Genomic DNA, 18,106 nt, shown 5'->3' with positions numbered 1-18,106 from the left:
GTTCTTCTCAATTAATTGACTTTGTCACCCTGAGCGGAGTCGAAGGGGAGAGCGACAACGCCGTCCGGAAGTGCCCTTCGACTCCGCTCAGGGTGACAAATGTACTTTATCCACCTAAGGTTGATACTATTTATTAAACGCCCAATTCAGCTAGTACCTCAGACACCTTGGCAGCAGCTTCTTTGAACTCAATCGCCGAAGATACTTTCAAACCTGATTCGTTGATAATTCTTGCGCCTTCTTCTGCATTGGTTCCTTGCAGACGAACGATAATAGGTACAGGAATTTCGCCGATCGCTTTGTATGCTTCCACAACACCGGCGGCTACGCGGTCGCAACGAACGATACCACCGAAAATGTTGATCAGGATTGCTTTTACATTCGGATCTTTCAGGATAATGCGAAAACCTGCTTCAACGGTACGTGCATTCGCGCCACCTCCAACATCCAGGAAGTTAGCAGGCTCGCCGCCCGAAAGTTTGATAAGGTCCATTGTTGCCATCGCAAGTCCGGCGCCATTTACCATACAACCTACGTTTCCGTCCAGTTTTACGTAGTTCAGGTTATTTGCACCCGCTTCTACTTCCAATGGATCTTCTTCGTTAGTATCACGCATTTCAGCCAGTTCCGGGTGACGGTACAATGCGTTGTCATCCAGGTCAACTTTTGCGTCAACAGCAAGTATTTTATTGTCAGATGTTTTCAAAACCGGGTTGATTTCAAACATCGATGAGTCACTTTCTACGTAAGCTTTGTAAAGTGAGGTAATGAATTTCACCATTTCTTTGAAAGCATCGCCTTCAAGTCCAAGAGCAAAAGCCACTTTACGAGCCTGGAAAGGTTGCAATCCAACTTTTGGATCGATCCATTCCTTCATGATTTTTTCAGGAGTATGCTCAGCAACTTCTTCGATGTCCATACCGCCTTCAGTGCTGGCCATGATCACATTGCAGTTTCTGCCGCGATCCAGGAGAATAGACAAATAGTATTCCTTTGGCTCGCTCACACCCGGGTAGTAAACGTCTTCTGCGATAAGTACTTTATTTACGCGTTTTCCGTCCGGTCCGGTTTGGTGTGTCACCAATACTTTACCCAGAATATTGTTAGAAATTGTTCTTACATCTTCCACTGATTTTGCAAGAGCAACACCACGCTGCTCAGTACCAACGATGCGGCCTTTACCACGGCCACCGGCATGAATCTGGGATTTAACTACATACCATTTGGTGCCTGTTTGCTGGCTCAACTCGCGTGCAACTTCCACCGCTTTATCGGGAGTGTCGGCTACGAGTCCTTCCTGAATACGCACACCGTATTTTTTAAGAACGCTTTTGCCTTGATATTCGTGAATATTCATGAGTATAAAAGTAAATTGGTATTTTCGAGGCAAATTAAGGAATTAATCAAAACGGGCGAAGGAATAAGCTCAATTATCTTCAATCAGATCATGAATTTACTTCAGGCGAACGGGATCCGTCGCACTTATGGTTCTTTACAGGTTTTGAAGGGAATTGATCTGGAAGTTAAAAAAGGAGAAGTGGTGGCAATTGTCGGTCCGTCGGGTGCAGGGAAAAGTACTTTCCTGCATATTCTGGGGACTTTGGACCGGCCCGAAGAGGGAGAAGTGATTATCGACGGGGTGAATGTTTTTAGTCAGAAAGACAAAGACCTGGCGCGGTTCCGGAATGAAAAAATCGGCTTTATATTCCAGTTTCACAATCTGCTAGCCGAGTTTACAGCGCTTGAAAATGTGTGTATGCCCGGGTATATCAATGGAAATGCGGGTGAAAAGCAGATCATCGGGAGAGGGAAGGAGCTGCTTGCTATGCTGGGCTTGTCCAACCGGATGGACCATTTGCCTTCGCAGCTTTCGGGTGGCGAGCAGCAGCGTGTGGCAGTGGCCAGGGCACTTTTGAACAATCCTGCAATCGTACTCGCCGACGAGCCAAGCGGTAATTTAGATTCCCATAATGCATTGGAGCTGCACCAGCTTTTCTTCAAGCTAAGGAATGAATTCGGACAGGCATTTATCATTGTCACCCACAACGAGGATCTTGCTGAAATGGCCGACAGGCGCCTTGTAATGCAGGACGGACAGATGCTTTCGTGATCAATAAAATAAATAGCTCAAAATATGTGACCAAACTTCCGGATGTACGTCTAAATAAGGAAGTTTTTCATAACGTTGAGTATCGCAGATAGCCGCCGAAAGTTTTCACGCGGATATTTCAAAATTCATTAACAACAAAAAACCGTCAGGATGTCCCGACGGTTTTTCTTTTTATCAGATGAGATTGGAATTACATCATTCCACCCATTCCACCACCGTGGCTATGGCCACCAGCAGCAGGAGCTTCTTCTGGCTCGTCAGCAATTACGCATTCTGTTGTCAACAACAAGCCTGCGATAGATGCTGCGTTTTCAAGAGCCAAACGCGAAACTTTCTTAGGGTCAATGATACCAGCTTCCAGAAGGTCTGTGTAAACATTGTCTTTCGCGTTGTAACCGTAAGCGCCAGTTCCTTCTTTCACTTTTTGTACAACAACCGATGGTTCCTGACCTGAGTTGGAAACGATTGTTCTCAAAGGAGCTTCCAAAGCTACGCGGATGATGTTGATACCGGTTTTTTCGTCTTCGTTAGAGCCTTCAACGCCTTCCAAAGCAGCAGTTGCGCGGATGTAAGCTACACCACCACCTGCAACGATACCTTCTTCAACAGCAGCACGTGTTGCGTGCAATGCATCGTCAACGCGGTCTTTTTTCTCTTTCATTTCAACCTCAGTTGCAGCTCCGATGTAAAGGATAGCCACACCACCTGAAAGTTTTGCAAGACGCTCCTGCAATTTTTCACGGTCGTAGTCAGAAGTTGTATTTTCGATCTGCGCTTTGATCTGGTTTACGCGGCCCTGAATGTCTTCAGAGTTGCCTGAACCGTTAACCAAAGTAGTATTGTCTTTGTCGATGATCGCTTTTTCGCAAGTACCCAGGTATTCCAGAGTTGCATTTTCCAATTTGAAACCGCGCTCTTCTGAAATTACAGTACCGCCAGTGATGATCGCGATATCTTCCAGCATTGCTTTACGACGGTCACCGAAACCAGGAGCTTTAACAGCAGCTACTTTCAATGCACCACGGATTTTGTTTACTACCAATGTAGCAAGTGCTTCTCCGTCAACATCTTCTGCCAAAATAAGCAAAGGGCGGCCGGTTTGAGCTACTGCTTCCAGAACAGGAAGCAATTCTTTCATTGAAGAAACTTTCTTCTCAGAGATCAGGATGTATGGACGCTCCAATTCAGCTTCCATTTTCTCTGTGTTTGTTACGAAGTATGGAGACAGGTAACCACGGTCAAACTGCATACCTTCCACAGTTTTAACTTCTGTTTCAGTACCACGCGCTTCTTCAACAGTGATAACACCTTCTTTTCCTACTTTCTCCATCGCCTCAGCAATCATATTACCGATTTCCTCGTCATGGTTTGCTGAAATAGTAGCAACCTGAGCGATTTCCTTGGAAGTAGATATATTTTTTTTCTGTCCTTCAAGATCTTTAACGATGATCGAAACAGCTTTGTCGATACCACGTTTCAGGTCCATTGGGTTAGCACCAGCTGCTACGTTTTTCACACCGATCGAGTAGATCGCCTGTGCCAATACAGTTGCAGTTGTAGTACCGTCACCCGCAGAGTCAGCAGTTTTAGAAGCAACTTCTTTCACCAGCTGAGCTCCCATGTTTTCGATAGGATCTTTCAGGTCAATTTCTTTGGCAACAGTAACACCATCTTTGGTGATGCTTGGAGAACCGAATTTTTTATCGATCACCACGTTACGACCGCGAGGTCCCAATGTAACTTTAACGGCGTCAGCCAATGTGTCCACACCGCGCTTTACTTTGTCGCGTGCTTCTGTGTCAAAAAATATTTTCTTAGACATAACAGTTAATAATTTGAAAAAACTTTAAGAGAAACTTAATGAATAATAATGTCGGACAGATTAACCGATAATGGCGTAAATGTCCGATTCGCGCATAATCAGGATATCTTTTCCTTCATATGCCAATTCAGTACCTGAGTATTTGCCATACAATACAGTATCGCCTACTTTCACTGTAAGTGGTTCATCCTTTTTACCCGGACCAACGGCAACTACGGTTCCACGCTGTGGCTTTTCTTTTGCAGTATCAGGGATAATGATACCAAATGCAGTTTTTTCTTCTGCTGGCGCTGGCTCTACAAGAACACGATCAGCCAAAGGTTGTACGTTCACTTGTATTTCTGCTAAAGTTGACATAAATATTAAACGTTTGTTTTTTTGAGATTTGTCAGTAATAGATTTGACTGACTACCGGTAAGCACAATCTGTGCCAGGCATTTCAGCTCTGACATTTTTTCCGGCGAATGTGACAAATTTGTACTCATCGGCGGGCGCATATAACTTTAATACTATTCGGGTGTCAGTAAAAGTGAATGATTGCTTTGTGTTGTGAAAATGCCTAAATTTTATCGGCACCAAATAAGAACGCGCTATGACAAACCTCCAAAAAAACTGGTTGACCGAAGGTGTTTTTGATTTTGAATACAAGAAGTACGTGCTGCTTGCTTATTTACAGCACATTAACCGAGAGTTTGATGTTAACAGGCTGCACCCGCATTTGCCGGACCTGAAATTTCATTTCGATGCCTGTCTCAGTATCCGCGCCAACAAAAGCTCCATTAAAACCGCCATTCCGAAAAACCTGACGGGCATTGACCTGAAAACGTGGCAGCTCAAATATGAAGAGACGCACCAGGACGACCAGTATATGGAAGACCTGAATTACATTCTTGACTTTGCTATACCGAGGTTATCCAAAAGCATTGACCAGGGTACCGAGCGGTTTACGGAAGTGTCCGGGAATGTCAAAATTTCACCTGTAGGAATTGTGCCGCTGCGTTTGCAGGAAGGGTATCTGCTGTTTTTACATACTTTCCAACCGCTGGTCAGTGTGTTTCAGTACCAGGTTGCATTGTATGATGAAATGAAAGAGCGCGTGCTGAAAACGCGTTTCCTCGAAACGGTCAGGATCGGGATCGGTTATACAGTTCCGCAGATCAAAGTGGATCTGACTAAAAAGAATAAGTCACTGCCAAATCCCGCTACCTACATCATTGAGTCAAAATACGATTATCCTTTGCACGAGACACTCTTGCCGGTGGCGAAGAAGCTGGTTATGAAAGAGATTAACATTACCTGATCTGTAATCTGTTCAAACAAAAAGGGGTCGTGATGCATCATCACGCCCCTTTTATATAAGTCCTGTTTCTTATTTTGTTGTGTCAACCGGTGCAGCAGGAGTTGCAGGTGAAGTTTCAGCTGGAGCAGCACCTTCTGTTGCGGCGCCTGCCGGTGGTGCAGGAGCGATTTTGCCGCCTGGTACCACTGCATTCTGTGCTCTTTCCACATTCACACTGTTAATACCACCTGTATCTTGGTTACCTCCGATTACAATGTATGATCCAAGTGAGATCAGAATAATTGCACTTGCAAGTCCCCAGGTAATTTGTTCCAGCAAATCTGTTGTTTTCTTTACACCAAACATTTGCGTAGTACCGGCACCACTAAACTCGCTCGATAGTCCGCCACCTTTTGAGTTTTGAACCAAAACTACCAGAATCAATAACACTGCGACAATCGCCACGAGAATAATCAAACCTAAATACATGCCTTATATAATATAAAATGATTGAATGATTGAATGACCGAATATTAAGAGCCGAAAGCTGACGGCCGAAGTTCTGCATTCACTTACTAGCGATATAATTCGCTCAACTTTTTCGCAAAGTAATTTCTTTTTTCCGGTTTTTTCAAGATCAATTTTTGGTATACATCAATTGCTTTCTCGATTTTGCCCTGACGGATCAGAATTTTTGCAAATGCTTCGGTCTCAATGGTTCCTTCCCACGACTCGGCTACTCTTCCACTTAGGTCAATCTCGACCGGTTCGAGGTTATTATCCTGCCTGTTGATCCGCGGGTTTTTCTTCATGAAACCCTGAATAATCTGTTGCTGACGCTTTTGTTCTTCTGACTTTAAGACAGACGCTGCTGTGGCTTGCTGCTCCACATCTGAGATCAAAATGTCCTCACCGTTTTGCGGCTCGATGATTTCGGGGATTTCAGCAGGCTCCTGCACAGTAACAACAGCTTCATAGCGATCTGTGTCATTCTCGATCAACTGCTGCAATGCAATGCGGCTCAGGGCGTACACTGCTGCCCGTGGCCGGGTTTTGTCCAGCTTTTCAGAACCGACAGTCGCTTTTGCAAGAAGTGAATGCGCGATCTGGAAGTAAGGAAATGCCTTGATCGTCGCTTCCAGCACAGGAATCAGGTCACTGCCAGTTTGTGCAGGTTCTTTAACAAGCCGGTTGAATGTGTCTTTCTCAATAATGGCCATAACCGGCTACTCTGTTAGATTTGGAGGGTTGAAATTAAGTAAAATCGACCTGCTCTTACCAGTCGGCGGCTGATTTATTAAAAATCTGCTGCACCAGGTTTTCACGGATTGTGGGCAAAAGCCGCGCTTCATTCTGGTTTAATGTCTGATCCTGAGGGAAATCGGCATAATAAGTAAAAGACTGGTCGAAGTTCTTCGTTTCGTCTTTTGCATTCGTATACCGAACCTGGATAGTCACGTTGAGCCTGTTCAATCCCGCCTGGTCATTCGCGGTCGGAGCGGCCGGCAGTACGTCGTATCCTGTAACAGAACCTTCTAAAACGAGGTCGCCGCCACCGGGCTGGCTGGTAAGACTGGTGTTCCGCTGAAAGTATTCTTTCAAATCCTCCGTTAACCTTTGCGGCAAATCAGACGGGCCACCCGCGGTTCCCATTGTGAAGTTGAGTATGCTAAATGTCTTAATGTCAGGAGAGAGGTTGGTGCCTGTAAAGGAATATACGCCGCAGCCCGACAGGAAGAATGAGCTGTGCAGCACCAATAAAATGGAGAGTACCTTCCTGAAATCCACTGTGCCCACGCTACCGCGCAAGGCCTTATTCTTCAATATCATACTGCTTGATTTTTCTGTATAACGTCCTTTCGGAAATGCCTAATGCATTGGCTGCATACTTTCGTTTGTTGTTGTTCTTTCGCAATGCTTTGATGATCATTTCCTTCTCCTTGTCTTCCAGCGAAAGGGATTCCTCTTCGGCCGATACGTGCACCACGTCTTCAATCTCGCTGCGTTCGTCAGAATAACGGTCCAGATCCACGGTGCGGGGCGGGGGAGGCGATAGGAGACGGGCCGGCTCAATGGTCGGAGTATTGATGCTTGGCTCAATGTTGTTTATCGAGCTGAACAACTCCTGGTGGTCTTTCAATATATCACCACCATACTTTTCATTTTCCAGTACATTCCTGACAAGCTTTTTCAGCTCTGTCATATCGCGGCGCATATCGAAAAGCACTTTATACAGCAGCTCCCGCTCTGAGAATGAGCTTGCTGAGTCTTCACCGTTTCGCAATGTAACCAGTGCCTTGCGGCTCGAAGGCTGGACGGGATTCAGGTAATGATTCAGTCTTTCCGTGCTGATCGGCAGGTCTTTATCTGTTTCGAGTATCGTAATCTGCTCGGCGATATTTTTGAGCTGCCGGATATTTCCCGGGAATGCATATTGCAGCAGCAGGTCCTTCGCTTCCGCATCCAATCTGACGGGTTTGGTCCGGTATCTTTCAGAGAAATCGTTTGTAAACTTCCTGAAAAGCAGCAGAATATCCTCTCCCCGGTCGCGCAGTGGCGGTACGTAAATGGGAACAGTATTCAGACGATAGTAAAGGTCTTCTCTGAACTTCCCGTTATTTACGGCATCCAGCAGGTTTACATTCGTGGCTGCTACCACGCGCACATTGGTTTTTAAAACTTTGGAAGAACCTACGCGTATATATTCGCCGTTTTCCAGTACGCGAAGCAATCTCGCTTGTGTGCCCAGCGGCATTTCGCCCACTTCATCGAGGAAAATGGTACCGGTATTGGTTGTTTCAAAATATCCTTTACGTGCATCCAATGCACCCGTAAATGCGCCTTTTTCGTGCCCGAATAGTTCAGAGTCAATTGTTCCTTCCGGGATAGCTCCGCAGTTGATCGCTATAAACGGACCGTGTTTGCGGGAGCTGAGACTGTGTATGATCTTAGAGAAGGATTCTTTCCCGCTTCCGCTTTCCCCCGTGATCAGCACGGTAAGATCGGTTGCTGCCACCTGGATCGCCACATTGATTGCGTGGTTTAGTCCCGGTGATGTACCGATGATCCCGAAGCGGTTTTTAATGGATTGTATTTCAGTAGGATTCATTCAAATAGCTGTTCGCAATAGCCACTGGCTCCTGGCTATTAAGTTAAAAAGCCGGGAGCTTGTCCGGCTTTGTAATAATTATTAAACGGCTTCAACTTCGGCCACGATTTTTCCTCTCAAAGTGGCAGCCGTGCATTCCGTGATCAGTACGTGCACATAATCACCTTTTTTGAAATTCTCCCGGGGGAAAATCACCTTTTTGCCCTGATCGATCCTGCCCGAGAAATCCTCTTCCGAACGTTTTGATGTTCCTTCAATGAGTACTTTCTGAACCGTACCGATCAGTCTTTTGTTTCTTTCCAGTGAAATGCGCTGCTGTACGTCAATCATTTCCGCCAGCCTTCTTTGTTTCACATCGGCAGGAATATCATCTGCAAATTTCTTCGCCGCCAATGTACCAGGACGTTCGGAGTATGAGAACATATATCCGAAATCAAACTGAACGTATTCCAGCAGCGATATCGAATCCTGGTGCTCTTCCTCAGTTTCTGTACAAAACCCGGTGATCATATCGTGCGAAATCCCGCATTCATCGCCGAGTATCCGGCGAATGCTGTCGATTCTGCTGAGATACCATTCACGATCGTAAGTACGGTTCATCAGATCAAGAATCCGGCTATTACCGCTTTGGGCGGGTAAATGGATGTATTTACAGATGTTATCGTACTTTTTAATGGTATATAAAACTTCATCCGTAATGTCTTTCGGGTGCGAAGTACTGAACCTGACCCTCAAATCCGGATGTACCTGCGCAACCATTTCAAGCAGCTGGGCAAAGTTGACGCTGTTCTCCCATTTGTAGCTGTCTACATTCTGGCCAAGCAAAGTCACCTCACGGTACCCGTCGCGGAACAGATCCGCTGCTTCTTTTACAATGGAATGAGGATCACGACTGCGCTCGCGGCCACGCGTAAATGGTACCACGCAAAAGCTGCACATATTATCGCATCCCCGCATAATGGACACCATCGCCGTTACGCCATTTGAGTTCAGACGAATGGGAGCGATATCGGCGTAAGTTTCCTCTCTTGATAAAAACACATTTACCCCTTTCTGTCCGCTGCCGGCTTCCATAACCAGCCGGGGCAAGTCTCGGTAAGCGTCTGGGCCGGACACGATGTCGACCATTTTTTCCTCTTCCAGCAACTGCGCTTTCAGCCTCTCTGCCATACACCCCAGTACGCCGATCAGTGTTCCTGGTTTTCTTTTCTTGATAAAATTCAGGTGCATTAACCTGTTACGCACTTTCTGCTCGGCATTGTCGCGGATAGCGCAGGTATTCAGGAATATCAAATCTGCATCTTCCACATCGGAGGTAGTGGCAAATCCTGCCTCACGCATGACCGATGCCACGATTTCACTGTCAGAAAAATTCATCTGACAGCCATAACTTTCTATAAAAAGCCTCTTTTTGTTGGACGCAGGCTCGTTTTCTGAAATACGGACAGTCTCACAAGCCTCTTTATCCGCGTCCGTCAAAATTTTCAGTGAATTGGCAACTCTTTGCTCCATTGGTAGGATTCTTAAAACACTTTTTAAATCTGCATGAAGCAGTAAACAGGATCTTTAACCTTACTAAACAGCAGGTGAAAGATTGCAAATATAGCAAGAAAACGAAGAAAACTGACAAACTGTCATGGAATGTGACCAGCGGAAAGCGGGTCAGAACGGATAGCCTACACCCAGATTGATGTTCAGGAAATTAGGTTGTGTTTTCTTGAACAGTTTGTCAAATTGTAGTTCGTCAAGCACAAATTTCTGCACAGCAGGATCATAAACCTTGATTCCGAAATCAAACCGCAGGATAAAAAAGGACAAATCGTAACGGATACCAAATCCTGTACCGACGGCAATTTCACGCGCAAAACTGCCCGCTTCAAACTTCTGTGATTCAGCCGCGGTGCTGTTCAGGTTCCAGACATTTCCCGCATCGATAAAGAGCGCATAATTGATATCACCAAAAAAATTGGCCAGGTACCCGCGCCATTCCAGGTTACCTTCCAGCAGGAATTCGCCGGGTGATTCTATCGACAGATTGTTGACCGTCAATCGCGGCGGAGAGGAACCTGGCCCGAGCCTTCTGGGAAGCCACGCGCGCAAGCTGTTGGAACCACCCGCAAAAAAGTACTTCTCGTAAGGAGGTACCTTGCTGTCTCCATAGCTGTAAACCGCCCCGCTGTTGATGCGCGCCACAAACGAAGACCGTTTTCCAACCGGCCAGTAGCGGCGGTAATCTGCATTCCAGCGCAGGTATTTGTAAAACAACAGATCATCGCCGAAAACGTGCCTGATCAGCTGCTGTTGCTTTGGCAGTATATTCAGCGAAGTTCCACCCGATTCCAGCGCAAGCCTGAAATAGGTAGCGCGTTTCGGCGGGCCGATCAATGCATTGGTATTGTAGACAAAACTTGCATTGATATCCGACACAAATGATTTTTGAAAGCTGTTTGCCAGATTGTTACCTTGCTTGAATAAGGCATCGAGCAGGCTCTGGAAATCAGCCCGGATATTCTGGGTGTTCAGAATGTTCAGGTCCACCAGCGACACATTGAAAAGTGTTTTGTTCGTCGGCTGCCATGAATAATTCATAGCCACCTTCACGTTCGTACGCGTGTATTCGGGCCTGTTTACGTAATTATAACCCAATCCAACTTGCGTACGGGGATTGTAATTGGCCGTTTTGCGTTGCAGGAAAGTCCCGGGTGCCAGCAGACGCGGGAAGATCAGTGAGGTATTTAACCCGACTTCTTCACTCCGGTAAATATCCTGGTCACCGATAAATCCGGGTACCAGCTCAATGCCGCCGCGTAAGTTGGCCTCGAAGTTTTCCAGTCCGTTGAACACATTCCTGATCTTGTAAGACAAATTGGCAAACGGCCCTGGTGCACCTTGCAGCTGGATTACATTCAAACCGACATCGGTAGAAATCTGGTACTTCTTTAAGGGGATAACCTTGAAATAGCTGTTGATACCATATCCTGTCGAATCCAAAGTGTAGCTGTAATTGACAAAATCAAACTGGTCAGTGAGCGAAAGCTGCTGCTGCGTTCCCCTTTCCTTGGCCTGGCTGTAAAAATCGCCCGGGCGCATCTGGATCTTGCTGTCGAGGATCCTTTTCGAAAACCGTTTTTCACTAAAAACGTACTGGATGCCTTTGAAGCTGCTGGTATCTTTCCTGAAAAGTGAATCGGGAGTTCCGGCTGCGGGCAGTACTTCGAAGTGTACGGAGTTGATCTTGTACCTGACAGGATTGTTGTTTTTACCCGGCATTTCCACGCGCACATTCACGTCCACGGATTTGAAAGTGCTGTCTGTTTTCGGATTGGTGATGGTATCATTTACGAGATAGGATACATTCTGTCGGGAAAAACCCATGTAACCTTCGTTCCGCATTAAAGTTTCTATCCTGATACGCTCTTCTTCAAAGCTATCTCCATCATAACGCTTCTTGCTCGCCAGTACCGCATTCTTGGAAGTCGCATTGATAATGCTGTCGGCAAGCACGTTTTTAACCTGGTAATAAACATCGCGGATGATCGTCGGCTTGTTTTCGGTTACCAGGTAATTGATCTTGACGCGGTTCAGGATTGTGTCTGGCTTATATCCTACTTTTGCTTCAAAAAAGCCGTTATTATAAAGGTACCGCTGCATTTTATCCGCATTTTGGGCGACCTCCTCCATTCGGAAATAAACAGGCGCTTCGCCCAGTATGCGCATCCAGAAGTTACCCTGCGCAGCGCGCACCTGCGCTTTTTCAAGTTTTTTGGCATAGCGCCGCTGTGCCTTTTCGAGCTTTTTGGGAGAATTTTCGTGAATCCGGGATTCTTTCTGATAATTTTGCGTGACCTCGATTACCTTCCTTTGCTTTTCCTCCTTGTTGTAGAACAGCTCACCAAAGCGATAGAGGCCGACATACGGGAAAATGGGTAATCCCAGCAACCGGCGGTTTGGTTTTTGAGGGATCAATGCGTCGAGCTCGGCGTCACTGATGGCGCGGTTGCCTTTAATCGACGAGTTTCCGAGATAATAGTTATTGTTGGTAGGGGAAGAATTGGGTGTGCAGGAAAACAATCCTGTGAGTACAAGGAAGACGACGAAGCTGTATGTAATCCTAGAATTGATATTCAATGCTGTCAAAAAATCGTATTAAGTATATTAACTCGCTCAAAATCAAAAAGTACAGGCAACTGCATCAGGCTTTTATAGTCGAAGGTGCCAAAAGTGTTCTGGAATTATTTGATTCCGATTTCGAAATCGAGTTTGTATTAGCCACAACCGAATTTCAGCAAAAATACGCAACTATTCTATCCCGGCATAGTGCATCCATAGAAACGGTCACCATGCAGGAGCTGGAAGGATTAGGTTCTTTCCAAACCAACGATTCCTGCCTCGCTGTTGCTAAAACGAAGCAAAATACGTTTTTGTCTCAGGAAGGAAATGAATTTGTGTTGATTTTGGACGATATCCGCGATCCCGGAAACCTCGGTACCATCATCCGGGTTGCCGACTGGTACGGAATCAGCAAAATTGTCTGCTCGGAAGGTACTACTGATTTTTACAACCCCAAAGTAATCGCAGCTGCAAAAGGTTCTTTCACCCGGATCAAAAGTTTTTACACAAACCTTGATACTTACTTAGCTGAAAACAAGCAGGATAAGCCTGTCGTCGGCGCATTTCTCGGCGGTGCTTCCCTATATGGATTTGAATTTTCTCCCAATGGAGGGTTTATCGTTATGGGGAATGAATCCAATGGGATCAGTGACGAAATCGGTGCATTCGTAAGCGACAGGGTTACCATTCCAAGGGTAGGAGAGGCCGAGTCACTGAACGTGGGCATTGCCACCGCGATTATGCTGGATAATATGCGCAGGCAGATCCCGCTGCGTTAATTCTCGTGCGCCGCCCGGTGCGAAAGTTCTTCCGCGTATTCTTTCCCGAGGTAATTGTCTATAAAATAATGGGCAATGTAAATCACCGGAGTGAGCAGGATTGCCACTACTCCTTTGTATAGATAATTGATTGTGCCCACAGAAAATATCTGTTTCAGGTCCCAGTTTCCAAATACATAGAATGCGATCGTGATGACCACGAAGCTGTCCACAAGCTGTGAAAACATGGTTGATCCGGTAGCACGCAGCCAGATGTACTTACTGCCTGTTTTTCTGCGAAGCCACGAAAAAACGAAAACATCAAGCAACTGGCCAAGCAGGAAAGCAGTGATAGACCCGATCATAATACCCAGCCCCTGGTTGAATATCTTTGAAAATGCATCATTGATATTGAACACATTTCCGTGAGAATCGGTATTGTTCAAATCCAGCCAGAACTGCGCAGGAGGTAATTTGGTTGAGAAAAAAATCGTGATAAAAGTATAAACAATGAGCGCGGAGGTCAGATAAGAGATCCTTTTTACTCCTTTTCTCCCAAAATACTCATTGATAATATCGGAAGTAATAAACACGACCGGCCAGTTTACAACTCCTGCTGTCATGTTGAAATCCAGCCGCTGTCCCCCGATGAGCAGGTTTGCCGGCGGGATACCCAGTAAGGTTTCGACGGAGAATATTTTCCCGCCGGTAATCTCGGCGCTCAATGCATTGGTAATAAATATAGCGCAGAGCACTAAAAAGAGCTTTTGCCGCTTGGCTTCCTGAATCCTGGTTTCCGGTGTGGACATTTGTTTAAACAATCAGGTCCTCAACGGTGCGTGAAGAAAGTACCCGCCGGTTCTCAAGGAAAAATTCCAGCTTATCCATGGCCTGGTTGAGCTCGTCCACGGTGGGTAGAAAAACAATGCGGAAGTGATCGTCGGATATGTAGTTGAAACCGGTTCCCGCTACTACCAGTACTTTCTGGTCAGCCAGCAGGTTAAACACAAACTGGTCGTCGTTTTTAAGCCCAAATTTTTTCAGGTCAATTTTCGGGAACACGTACAACGAACCTTTGGGCTTTACACAGGTTACGCCGGGAATGGACACGAGCCTGTCGTACACCAGGTTCATTTGCTTGTAAAGCCTGCCCGACGGGGCTACAAGTTCCTTAATACTCTGGTAGCCGCCTAATGCAGTTTGAATCGCATATTGTGTGGGTACGTTGGCGCAAAGCCGCATGCTGGCCAGCAGGAGCAAACCTTCTGAATACGATTTTGCTTTATGTTTTGCGCCGCTCAAAATCATCCATCCGCCCCGGAAACCAGCCGAACGGTAGTTTTTGGAAAGTCCCCCATAGGTAACACAAAGGGTATCTGTCACCAGCGAGCCCATTGGGTAATGTACTGCGCCATCGTATAAAATCTTGTCGTAGATCTCGTCAGAGAAAATGATCAATCCGTGTTCTTCGGCAATTTTGGCAATGCGCATCAGCACATCTTTCTCGTAAACTGCGCCCGTTGGATTGTTCGGGTTAATGAGAACGATCCCTTTTGTGCGGGAAGTTATTTTCTTTTCAAGGTCGTCGAGATCGGGGTTCCAGTCTGATTCTTCATCACAAATGTAATGCACGGGAGTGCCGCCGCTGAGTGCAATGGAAGCAGTCCAGAGCGGATAGTCCGGCGAAGGGACCAGTATTTCGTCGCCCGGATTGAGCAGCGCCTGCATAGAAAGCAGGATCAGCTCGCTGACGCCGTTCCCGATGAAAATATCGTTAATCTCAACATCCTGAATGCCAATTGTCTGTGTATAATGCATAACAGCCTTGCGGGCCGCAAATAATCCTCTGGAATCCGAATAGCCTTGCGCATTGCGCATGTTCATGATGATATCGTGAACAATTTCATCGGGTGAATCGAAACCAAACGGAGCCGGATTGCCGATGTTCAGGTTATGGATCTTATAACCCTGGCTTTCAAGCTCTAATGCTTTCTGGTAAGTAGCGCCGCGAATTTCGTATTTGAGATTGTTGAGGCGCTGGCTTTTGAGGAATTCCATTGTATTATCTTGAATCGGTTTTTTTCAAAGTTAAGCAAATATGTTAAAGAGACGCTCCTGAGCGGGATTTGCTTATCGGTTTTTAAGACTGTCGATGATCACTGACATCAACAGGAATCCGACCACACCATAAAAGAACGGACTGATCTCCCAGTGCTGGATTCGAAACACAACCAGAACAGCAATCATGCCGACAAGCAAGATGATCGACAAAATGCGAAAAGCAGCGAGATACGTTTTCATGATTTTTCAACTGGCTAAAAGTGGATAAGAGAATAGGAGATGTAATATAGCAAAAGCCGGCCATTTGGCCGGCTTTTGCTATATTAATTGAAGAGTTAATATGGATTATATGAGATCCCGATTATTGTCTAACCAGAATCTCTTCTGTAACACGCCATCCGTTCCCTCCCATATACCCATATCTCAGATAGAAGGTTTTGGTTGCTGGATCGTAGGTGTTGTTCGCTTTTGCTGCATCAGCCCATTGAGCTGTATAGGGGCTGGGCAACGCAGTATCAAACTGCGTGTAAGGCGCGCCGGCCGCTCCTGCTGCTGGTGTGATTGTTACCTTATTGGTTTTCGGATCCACAGTCACGTTTGCAAAGTAGCCTGAACCGCCCAAATCTCCGAGTTCTACTTTCACAGTATTCGGTGATACTGTTTCCATGTGCTTATCTGCGTGAACCGCACGAGGAGCCGTCGGGTGATATACATATCCTGTTGACTCGTATGTTGCATCGTAAATGTTCTTAGCCTTCAGTGCAAGCAGAATCGTGCCGAAATTACCGCTTACAGTAGCAGAAGAAGCCGATTTGATCTGAATGGGGAGTACATAGTTTTTTGAAAAATCAAATTGCGATGGCTTCACCTTGATCATTACCTGAGCAGTCCGCTGGCCTTTCGGAATTACAACTGTTGCAGGAATCGTATACAAAGTCGGGTCAATTACATCAAACTCTTCTTCCTGCTCCGTGTTGTATTGCGTTACCGCGGCTGTGTCAACACCCAGGGTCACCGTAATGTCCTGGGGAGCGACGTGCGCGCCGGAGTAGCTCACCGTGATCGGGTAATCAGCCTCAGGTGCCAGGTCAAAAGATTTTGAATACATCGAATAGGTACTTCCGCTTGGTGAAGTAAAGCTGGATGGATTCTTGAACTCAACGACATTGGTCGATGTGTCCGGATCCAGGTTCATGTCATCTTTCAGACAAGAGGTTACGGCCATACCAAAAAGGAATAAGCCAGCTATTTTTATTGAATAGTTCATATCAAATTTTTCAGTTAGGATCCCAGAAGATCAAATCAGTAAACGGGTTAATCACTCTGTAATTTCCGGCATTGTATGATTGCTCGGAAGTCGGATAAAGGATTCTCGAAGGAAGCTTGTCAGCACGTGTGGAGGTTGACAGCATAGAGGCAATGTTACGATAACCATCACCATTTGGCTGTGTAACGGGATAGCCTGTTCTCCTGAATTCATTGTAACCCTCTTCTGAGTTGATCATATTTACTGCAATCCATTTCTGGGTGATAATTGCTTCCAGGCGCTGCGCAGGTGTTGTGGCCAGCTTGATGTTTACAAGGTAACTTTCGTCATTGTCGGCTTTGTAAGCTGCAACGTCTGTGGCCACGTTCTTTCCTGCGGCCACTACGTTAGTTACATCTTTATACAGGTAAGTGTAAGATGCCGCAATACCAGCATCAAAAGTTGCCGCATAGTCGCCGGTAAGCAAGCCTTTCAATTGCGCCTCTGCCTGCAGGAATTTCGCTTCTGCCAGTAGCATTAGTACTTGTCCCTGACCAGGTCCTTTCAAGACACCTAATGCATTGCTGATGCTGGAAGCGCTGCTGAAAGTTCCGGTATACCAGGTAGAGTAATTGGTAATGATTGTTGGTGCATCTACCTCGTCGCCAAGCTGGTTCACCGGCGTGTTGGTTGCGAAGTTTTTGTAGATCACCGAGCCTCTCCCATTGTCAGTTAATTTTGGACCTTTGTAAAACCCGAAAGCGAATTCAGTTGGAATGCGGGAAGAGTTGGCAAGTGCGCCGGTTGTCTGATATCCCCAGGTGTTCCAAAGTGGATTTGGCTTATCTTTTACATAGCCAGGATTCACAATCGCATCATCAGCAATGAAGCCAAGCGTTTTGTCCATCGCAGCAAATTTCGTTGTGACAAATGATGAAAGTGCAGGCACGCCAGAAACACGGATCAAAATGCGCAGCTTGATGGTGTTAGCAAATCGCTTCCATTTCGTCATATCCCCGCCGAACATCGGATCGGAAGACGAGTTAAGTGCAGTTGGAAACTCTGCTGCATCAATAAGGGCAATTGCTTCGTCCAGCTTCGTTACCAGATCCTGGTAGATGGTTGCTGCATCGTCATACTTAGGTGTCAGGTTTGCATTGTTCTGCAAAGCCTCCGTGTAAGGCACGTCACCAAATGCATCAACGAGCTTCTGAAAATTATATGCAACCATGATGTTGGCAGCGGCATTGGCATAAGCCAGCTTGTCGTCGCCTTTTGTCTGGTCCATTACATATTTGTAATCGTTCAGATTGTCATAGGCATTTACCCACAATGCATTGTAGTTGTCAGGGATTAGCTGGTAGTTGAACAAATTGCCAAAACCTGAGAAACCGCCCGCGTTAGCAATATAGCCGCCAAAATGACCGCCATAGCTATTATACTGGCTCGATACCGAAGCCGTTCCCGTGATAGCTGCCGGTAATACGAGCAGTGGCTGTACAGTTGTAGCCTGGTTGGGGTTGGTGTTGATATCGAGATAATCACTACAAGATGACAGGACCGTGACAAGCACTGCCAGCATCCAACTGATGTTATATCTTTTCATTGGTA

The 18,106-nt window shown here is 46.1% G+C and carries 17 protein-coding genes; 3 read left to right on the top strand and 14 right to left on the bottom strand.

The window, feature by feature from the left end:
- Positions 1-133: 133 nt before the first annotated feature.
- A complete protein-coding gene (gene sucC, locus AC1XTG_RS19820; protein WP_056285604.1) occupies positions 134-1,357 on the bottom strand; it encodes an ADP-forming succinate--CoA ligase subunit beta in 1,224 nt (407 codons plus the stop codon).
- A 90-nt stretch (positions 1,358-1,447) separates the two neighbouring features.
- Between sucC and AC1XTG_RS19815 the strand changes: the two genes are divergently transcribed.
- Positions 1,448-2,110: an ABC transporter ATP-binding protein gene (locus tag AC1XTG_RS19815; protein WP_056286536.1), complete on the top strand. Its 663-nt coding sequence runs from the start codon at positions 1,448-1,450 to the stop codon at positions 2,108-2,110.
- Between the two features lie 190 nt (positions 2,111-2,300).
- Here AC1XTG_RS19815 and groL read toward each other — a convergent pair whose 3' ends face one another.
- Positions 2,301-3,932, bottom strand: coding sequence for a chaperonin GroEL (gene groL, locus AC1XTG_RS19810; protein WP_056285602.1), 1,632 nt, complete (start codon positions 3,930-3,932; stop codon positions 2,301-2,303).
- A gap of 60 nt (positions 3,933-3,992) precedes the next feature.
- Positions 3,993-4,289 (bottom strand): co-chaperone GroES, encoded by a 297-nt coding sequence (locus tag AC1XTG_RS19805; RefSeq protein ID WP_031526862.1) that lies wholly within the window; start codon positions 4,287-4,289, stop codon positions 3,993-3,995.
- Positions 4,290-4,524: 235 nt separating this feature from the next.
- On the opposite strand from AC1XTG_RS19805, the gene AC1XTG_RS19800 reads away from it, so the two are divergent.
- Complete coding sequence (locus AC1XTG_RS19800; protein ID WP_484843135.1) at positions 4,525-5,232, top strand: hypothetical protein; 708 nt, start codon at positions 4,525-4,527, stop codon at positions 5,230-5,232.
- A 69-nt stretch (positions 5,233-5,301) separates the two neighbouring features.
- Here AC1XTG_RS19800 and secG read toward each other — a convergent pair whose 3' ends face one another.
- The 6 genes from secG to tamL all read right to left on the bottom strand — a co-directional run bounded on the left by secG (position 5,302) and on the right by tamL (position 12,448).
- On the bottom strand, positions 5,302-5,700 hold the full coding sequence (secG, locus tag AC1XTG_RS19795; protein WP_484843134.1) for a preprotein translocase subunit SecG: 399 nt from the start codon (positions 5,698-5,700) through the stop codon (positions 5,302-5,304).
- 86 nt (positions 5,701-5,786) lie between these two features.
- Positions 5,787-6,431 carry a hypothetical protein gene (locus AC1XTG_RS19790; RefSeq protein WP_484843133.1) on the bottom strand — a complete coding sequence of 215 codons (645 nt, stop codon included), beginning with the start codon at positions 6,429-6,431 and terminating at the stop codon, positions 5,787-5,789.
- 55 nt (positions 6,432-6,486) lie between these two features.
- On the bottom strand, positions 6,487-7,041 hold the full coding sequence (gene lptE, locus AC1XTG_RS19785; RefSeq protein WP_484843132.1) for an LPS assembly lipoprotein LptE: 555 nt from the start codon (positions 7,039-7,041) through the stop codon (positions 6,487-6,489).
- The gene (locus tag AC1XTG_RS19780) at positions 7,025-8,320 is read right to left on the bottom strand and encodes a sigma-54 interaction domain-containing protein (RefSeq protein WP_484843131.1); all 1,296 of its coding nucleotides are present in this window, start codon (positions 8,318-8,320) and stop codon (positions 7,025-7,027) included. Before AC1XTG_RS19780 ends, lptE begins: the two co-directional genes overlap by 17 nt.
- An 81-nt stretch (positions 8,321-8,401) precedes the next feature.
- A complete protein-coding gene (miaB, locus tag AC1XTG_RS19775; protein ID WP_484843130.1) occupies positions 8,402-9,832 on the bottom strand; it encodes a tRNA (N6-isopentenyl adenosine(37)-C2)-methylthiotransferase MiaB in 1,431 nt (476 codons plus the stop codon).
- A 150-nt stretch (positions 9,833-9,982) separates the two neighbouring features.
- A complete protein-coding gene (gene tamL, locus AC1XTG_RS19770) occupies positions 9,983-12,448 on the bottom strand; it encodes a translocation and assembly module lipoprotein TamL (RefSeq protein ID WP_484843129.1) in 2,466 nt (821 codons plus the stop codon).
- On the opposite strand from tamL, the gene AC1XTG_RS19765 reads away from it, so the two are divergent.
- Positions 12,448-13,209: a TrmH family RNA methyltransferase gene (locus AC1XTG_RS19765; RefSeq protein WP_484843128.1), complete on the top strand. Its 762-nt coding sequence runs from the start codon at positions 12,448-12,450 to the stop codon at positions 13,207-13,209. The two genes, tamL and AC1XTG_RS19765, sit on opposite strands and share 1 nt — an antisense overlap.
- Here AC1XTG_RS19765 and AC1XTG_RS19760 read toward each other — a convergent pair.
- The 5 genes from AC1XTG_RS19760 to AC1XTG_RS19740 form a co-directional block, all read right to left on the bottom strand.
- Complete coding sequence (locus AC1XTG_RS19760; RefSeq protein ID WP_484843127.1) at positions 13,206-13,997, bottom strand: queuosine precursor transporter; 792 nt, start codon at positions 13,995-13,997, stop codon at positions 13,206-13,208. The genes AC1XTG_RS19765 and AC1XTG_RS19760 overlap by 4 nt on opposite strands.
- A 4-nt stretch (positions 13,998-14,001) precedes the next feature.
- A complete protein-coding gene (locus AC1XTG_RS19755; RefSeq protein WP_484843126.1) occupies positions 14,002-15,246 on the bottom strand; it encodes a pyridoxal phosphate-dependent aminotransferase in 1,245 nt (414 codons plus the stop codon).
- A 72-nt stretch (positions 15,247-15,318) separates the two neighbouring features.
- Positions 15,319-15,489, bottom strand: coding sequence for a hypothetical protein (locus tag AC1XTG_RS19750; RefSeq protein WP_484843125.1), 171 nt, complete (start codon positions 15,487-15,489; stop codon positions 15,319-15,321).
- Positions 15,490-15,610: 121 nt separating this feature from the next.
- On the bottom strand, positions 15,611-16,516 hold the full coding sequence (locus tag AC1XTG_RS19745) for a BT_3987 domain-containing protein (RefSeq protein ID WP_484843124.1): 906 nt from the start codon (positions 16,514-16,516) through the stop codon (positions 15,611-15,613).
- A gap of 10 nt (positions 16,517-16,526) precedes the next feature.
- Positions 16,527-18,101 carry a SusD/RagB family nutrient-binding outer membrane lipoprotein gene (locus AC1XTG_RS19740; protein WP_056285565.1) on the bottom strand — a complete coding sequence of 525 codons (1,575 nt, stop codon included), beginning with the start codon at positions 18,099-18,101 and terminating at the stop codon, positions 16,527-16,529.
- Positions 18,102-18,106 lie beyond the last annotated feature (5 nt).

This window comes from Dyadobacter sp. HNCC25DJ183 (assembly GCF_056895175.1).
Note: the sequence above shows the minus strand (reverse complement) of the source record. Positions and strands in the feature narration are given on the sequence as shown.

Excerpts from the sequence above, each read along its gene's own strand:
- AC1XTG_RS19805 (WP_031526862.1), bottom strand. The coding sequence starts at position 4,289 with ATGTCAACTTTAGCAGAAATACAAGTGAACGTACAACCTTTGGCTGAT.
- AC1XTG_RS19755 (WP_484843126.1), bottom strand. The coding sequence starts at position 15,246 with ATGGAATTCCTCAAAAGCCAGCGCCTCAACAATCTCAAATACGAAATT.
- AC1XTG_RS19750 (WP_484843125.1), bottom strand. The coding sequence starts at position 15,489 with ATGAAAACGTATCTCGCTGCTTTTCGCATTTTGTCGATCATCTTGCTT.
- lptE (WP_484843132.1), bottom strand. The coding sequence starts at position 7,041 with ATGATATTGAAGAATAAGGCCTTGCGCGGTAGCGTGGGCACAGTGGAT.
- AC1XTG_RS19780 (WP_484843131.1), bottom strand. The coding sequence starts at position 8,320 with ATGAATCCTACTGAAATACAATCCATTAAAAACCGCTTCGGGATCATC.
- AC1XTG_RS19740 (WP_056285565.1), bottom strand. The coding sequence starts at position 18,101 with ATGAAAAGATATAACATCAGTTGGATGCTGGCAGTGCTTGTCACGGTC.
- AC1XTG_RS19760 (WP_484843127.1), bottom strand. The coding sequence starts at position 13,997 with ATGTCCACACCGGAAACCAGGATTCAGGAAGCCAAGCGGCAAAAGCTC.
- AC1XTG_RS19790 (WP_484843133.1), bottom strand. The coding sequence starts at position 6,431 with ATGGCCATTATTGAGAAAGACACATTCAACCGGCTTGTTAAAGAACCT.
- secG (WP_484843134.1), bottom strand. The coding sequence starts at position 5,700 with ATGTATTTAGGTTTGATTATTCTCGTGGCGATTGTCGCAGTGTTATTG.
- miaB (WP_484843130.1), bottom strand. The coding sequence starts at position 9,832 with ATGGAGCAAAGAGTTGCCAATTCACTGAAAATTTTGACGGACGCGGAT.
- AC1XTG_RS19800 (WP_484843135.1), top strand. The coding sequence starts at position 4,525 with ATGACAAACCTCCAAAAAAACTGGTTGACCGAAGGTGTTTTTGATTTT.
- sucC (WP_056285604.1), bottom strand. The coding sequence starts at position 1,357 with ATGAATATTCACGAATATCAAGGCAAAAGCGTTCTTAAAAAATACGGT.
- groL (WP_056285602.1), bottom strand. The coding sequence starts at position 3,932 with ATGTCTAAGAAAATATTTTTTGACACAGAAGCACGCGACAAAGTAAAG.
- AC1XTG_RS19815 (WP_056286536.1), top strand. The coding sequence starts at position 1,448 with ATGAATTTACTTCAGGCGAACGGGATCCGTCGCACTTATGGTTCTTTA.
- AC1XTG_RS19765 (WP_484843128.1), top strand. The coding sequence starts at position 12,448 with ATGCTGTCAAAAAATCGTATTAAGTATATTAACTCGCTCAAAATCAAA.
- AC1XTG_RS19745 (WP_484843124.1), bottom strand. The coding sequence starts at position 16,516 with ATGAACTATTCAATAAAAATAGCTGGCTTATTCCTTTTTGGTATGGCC.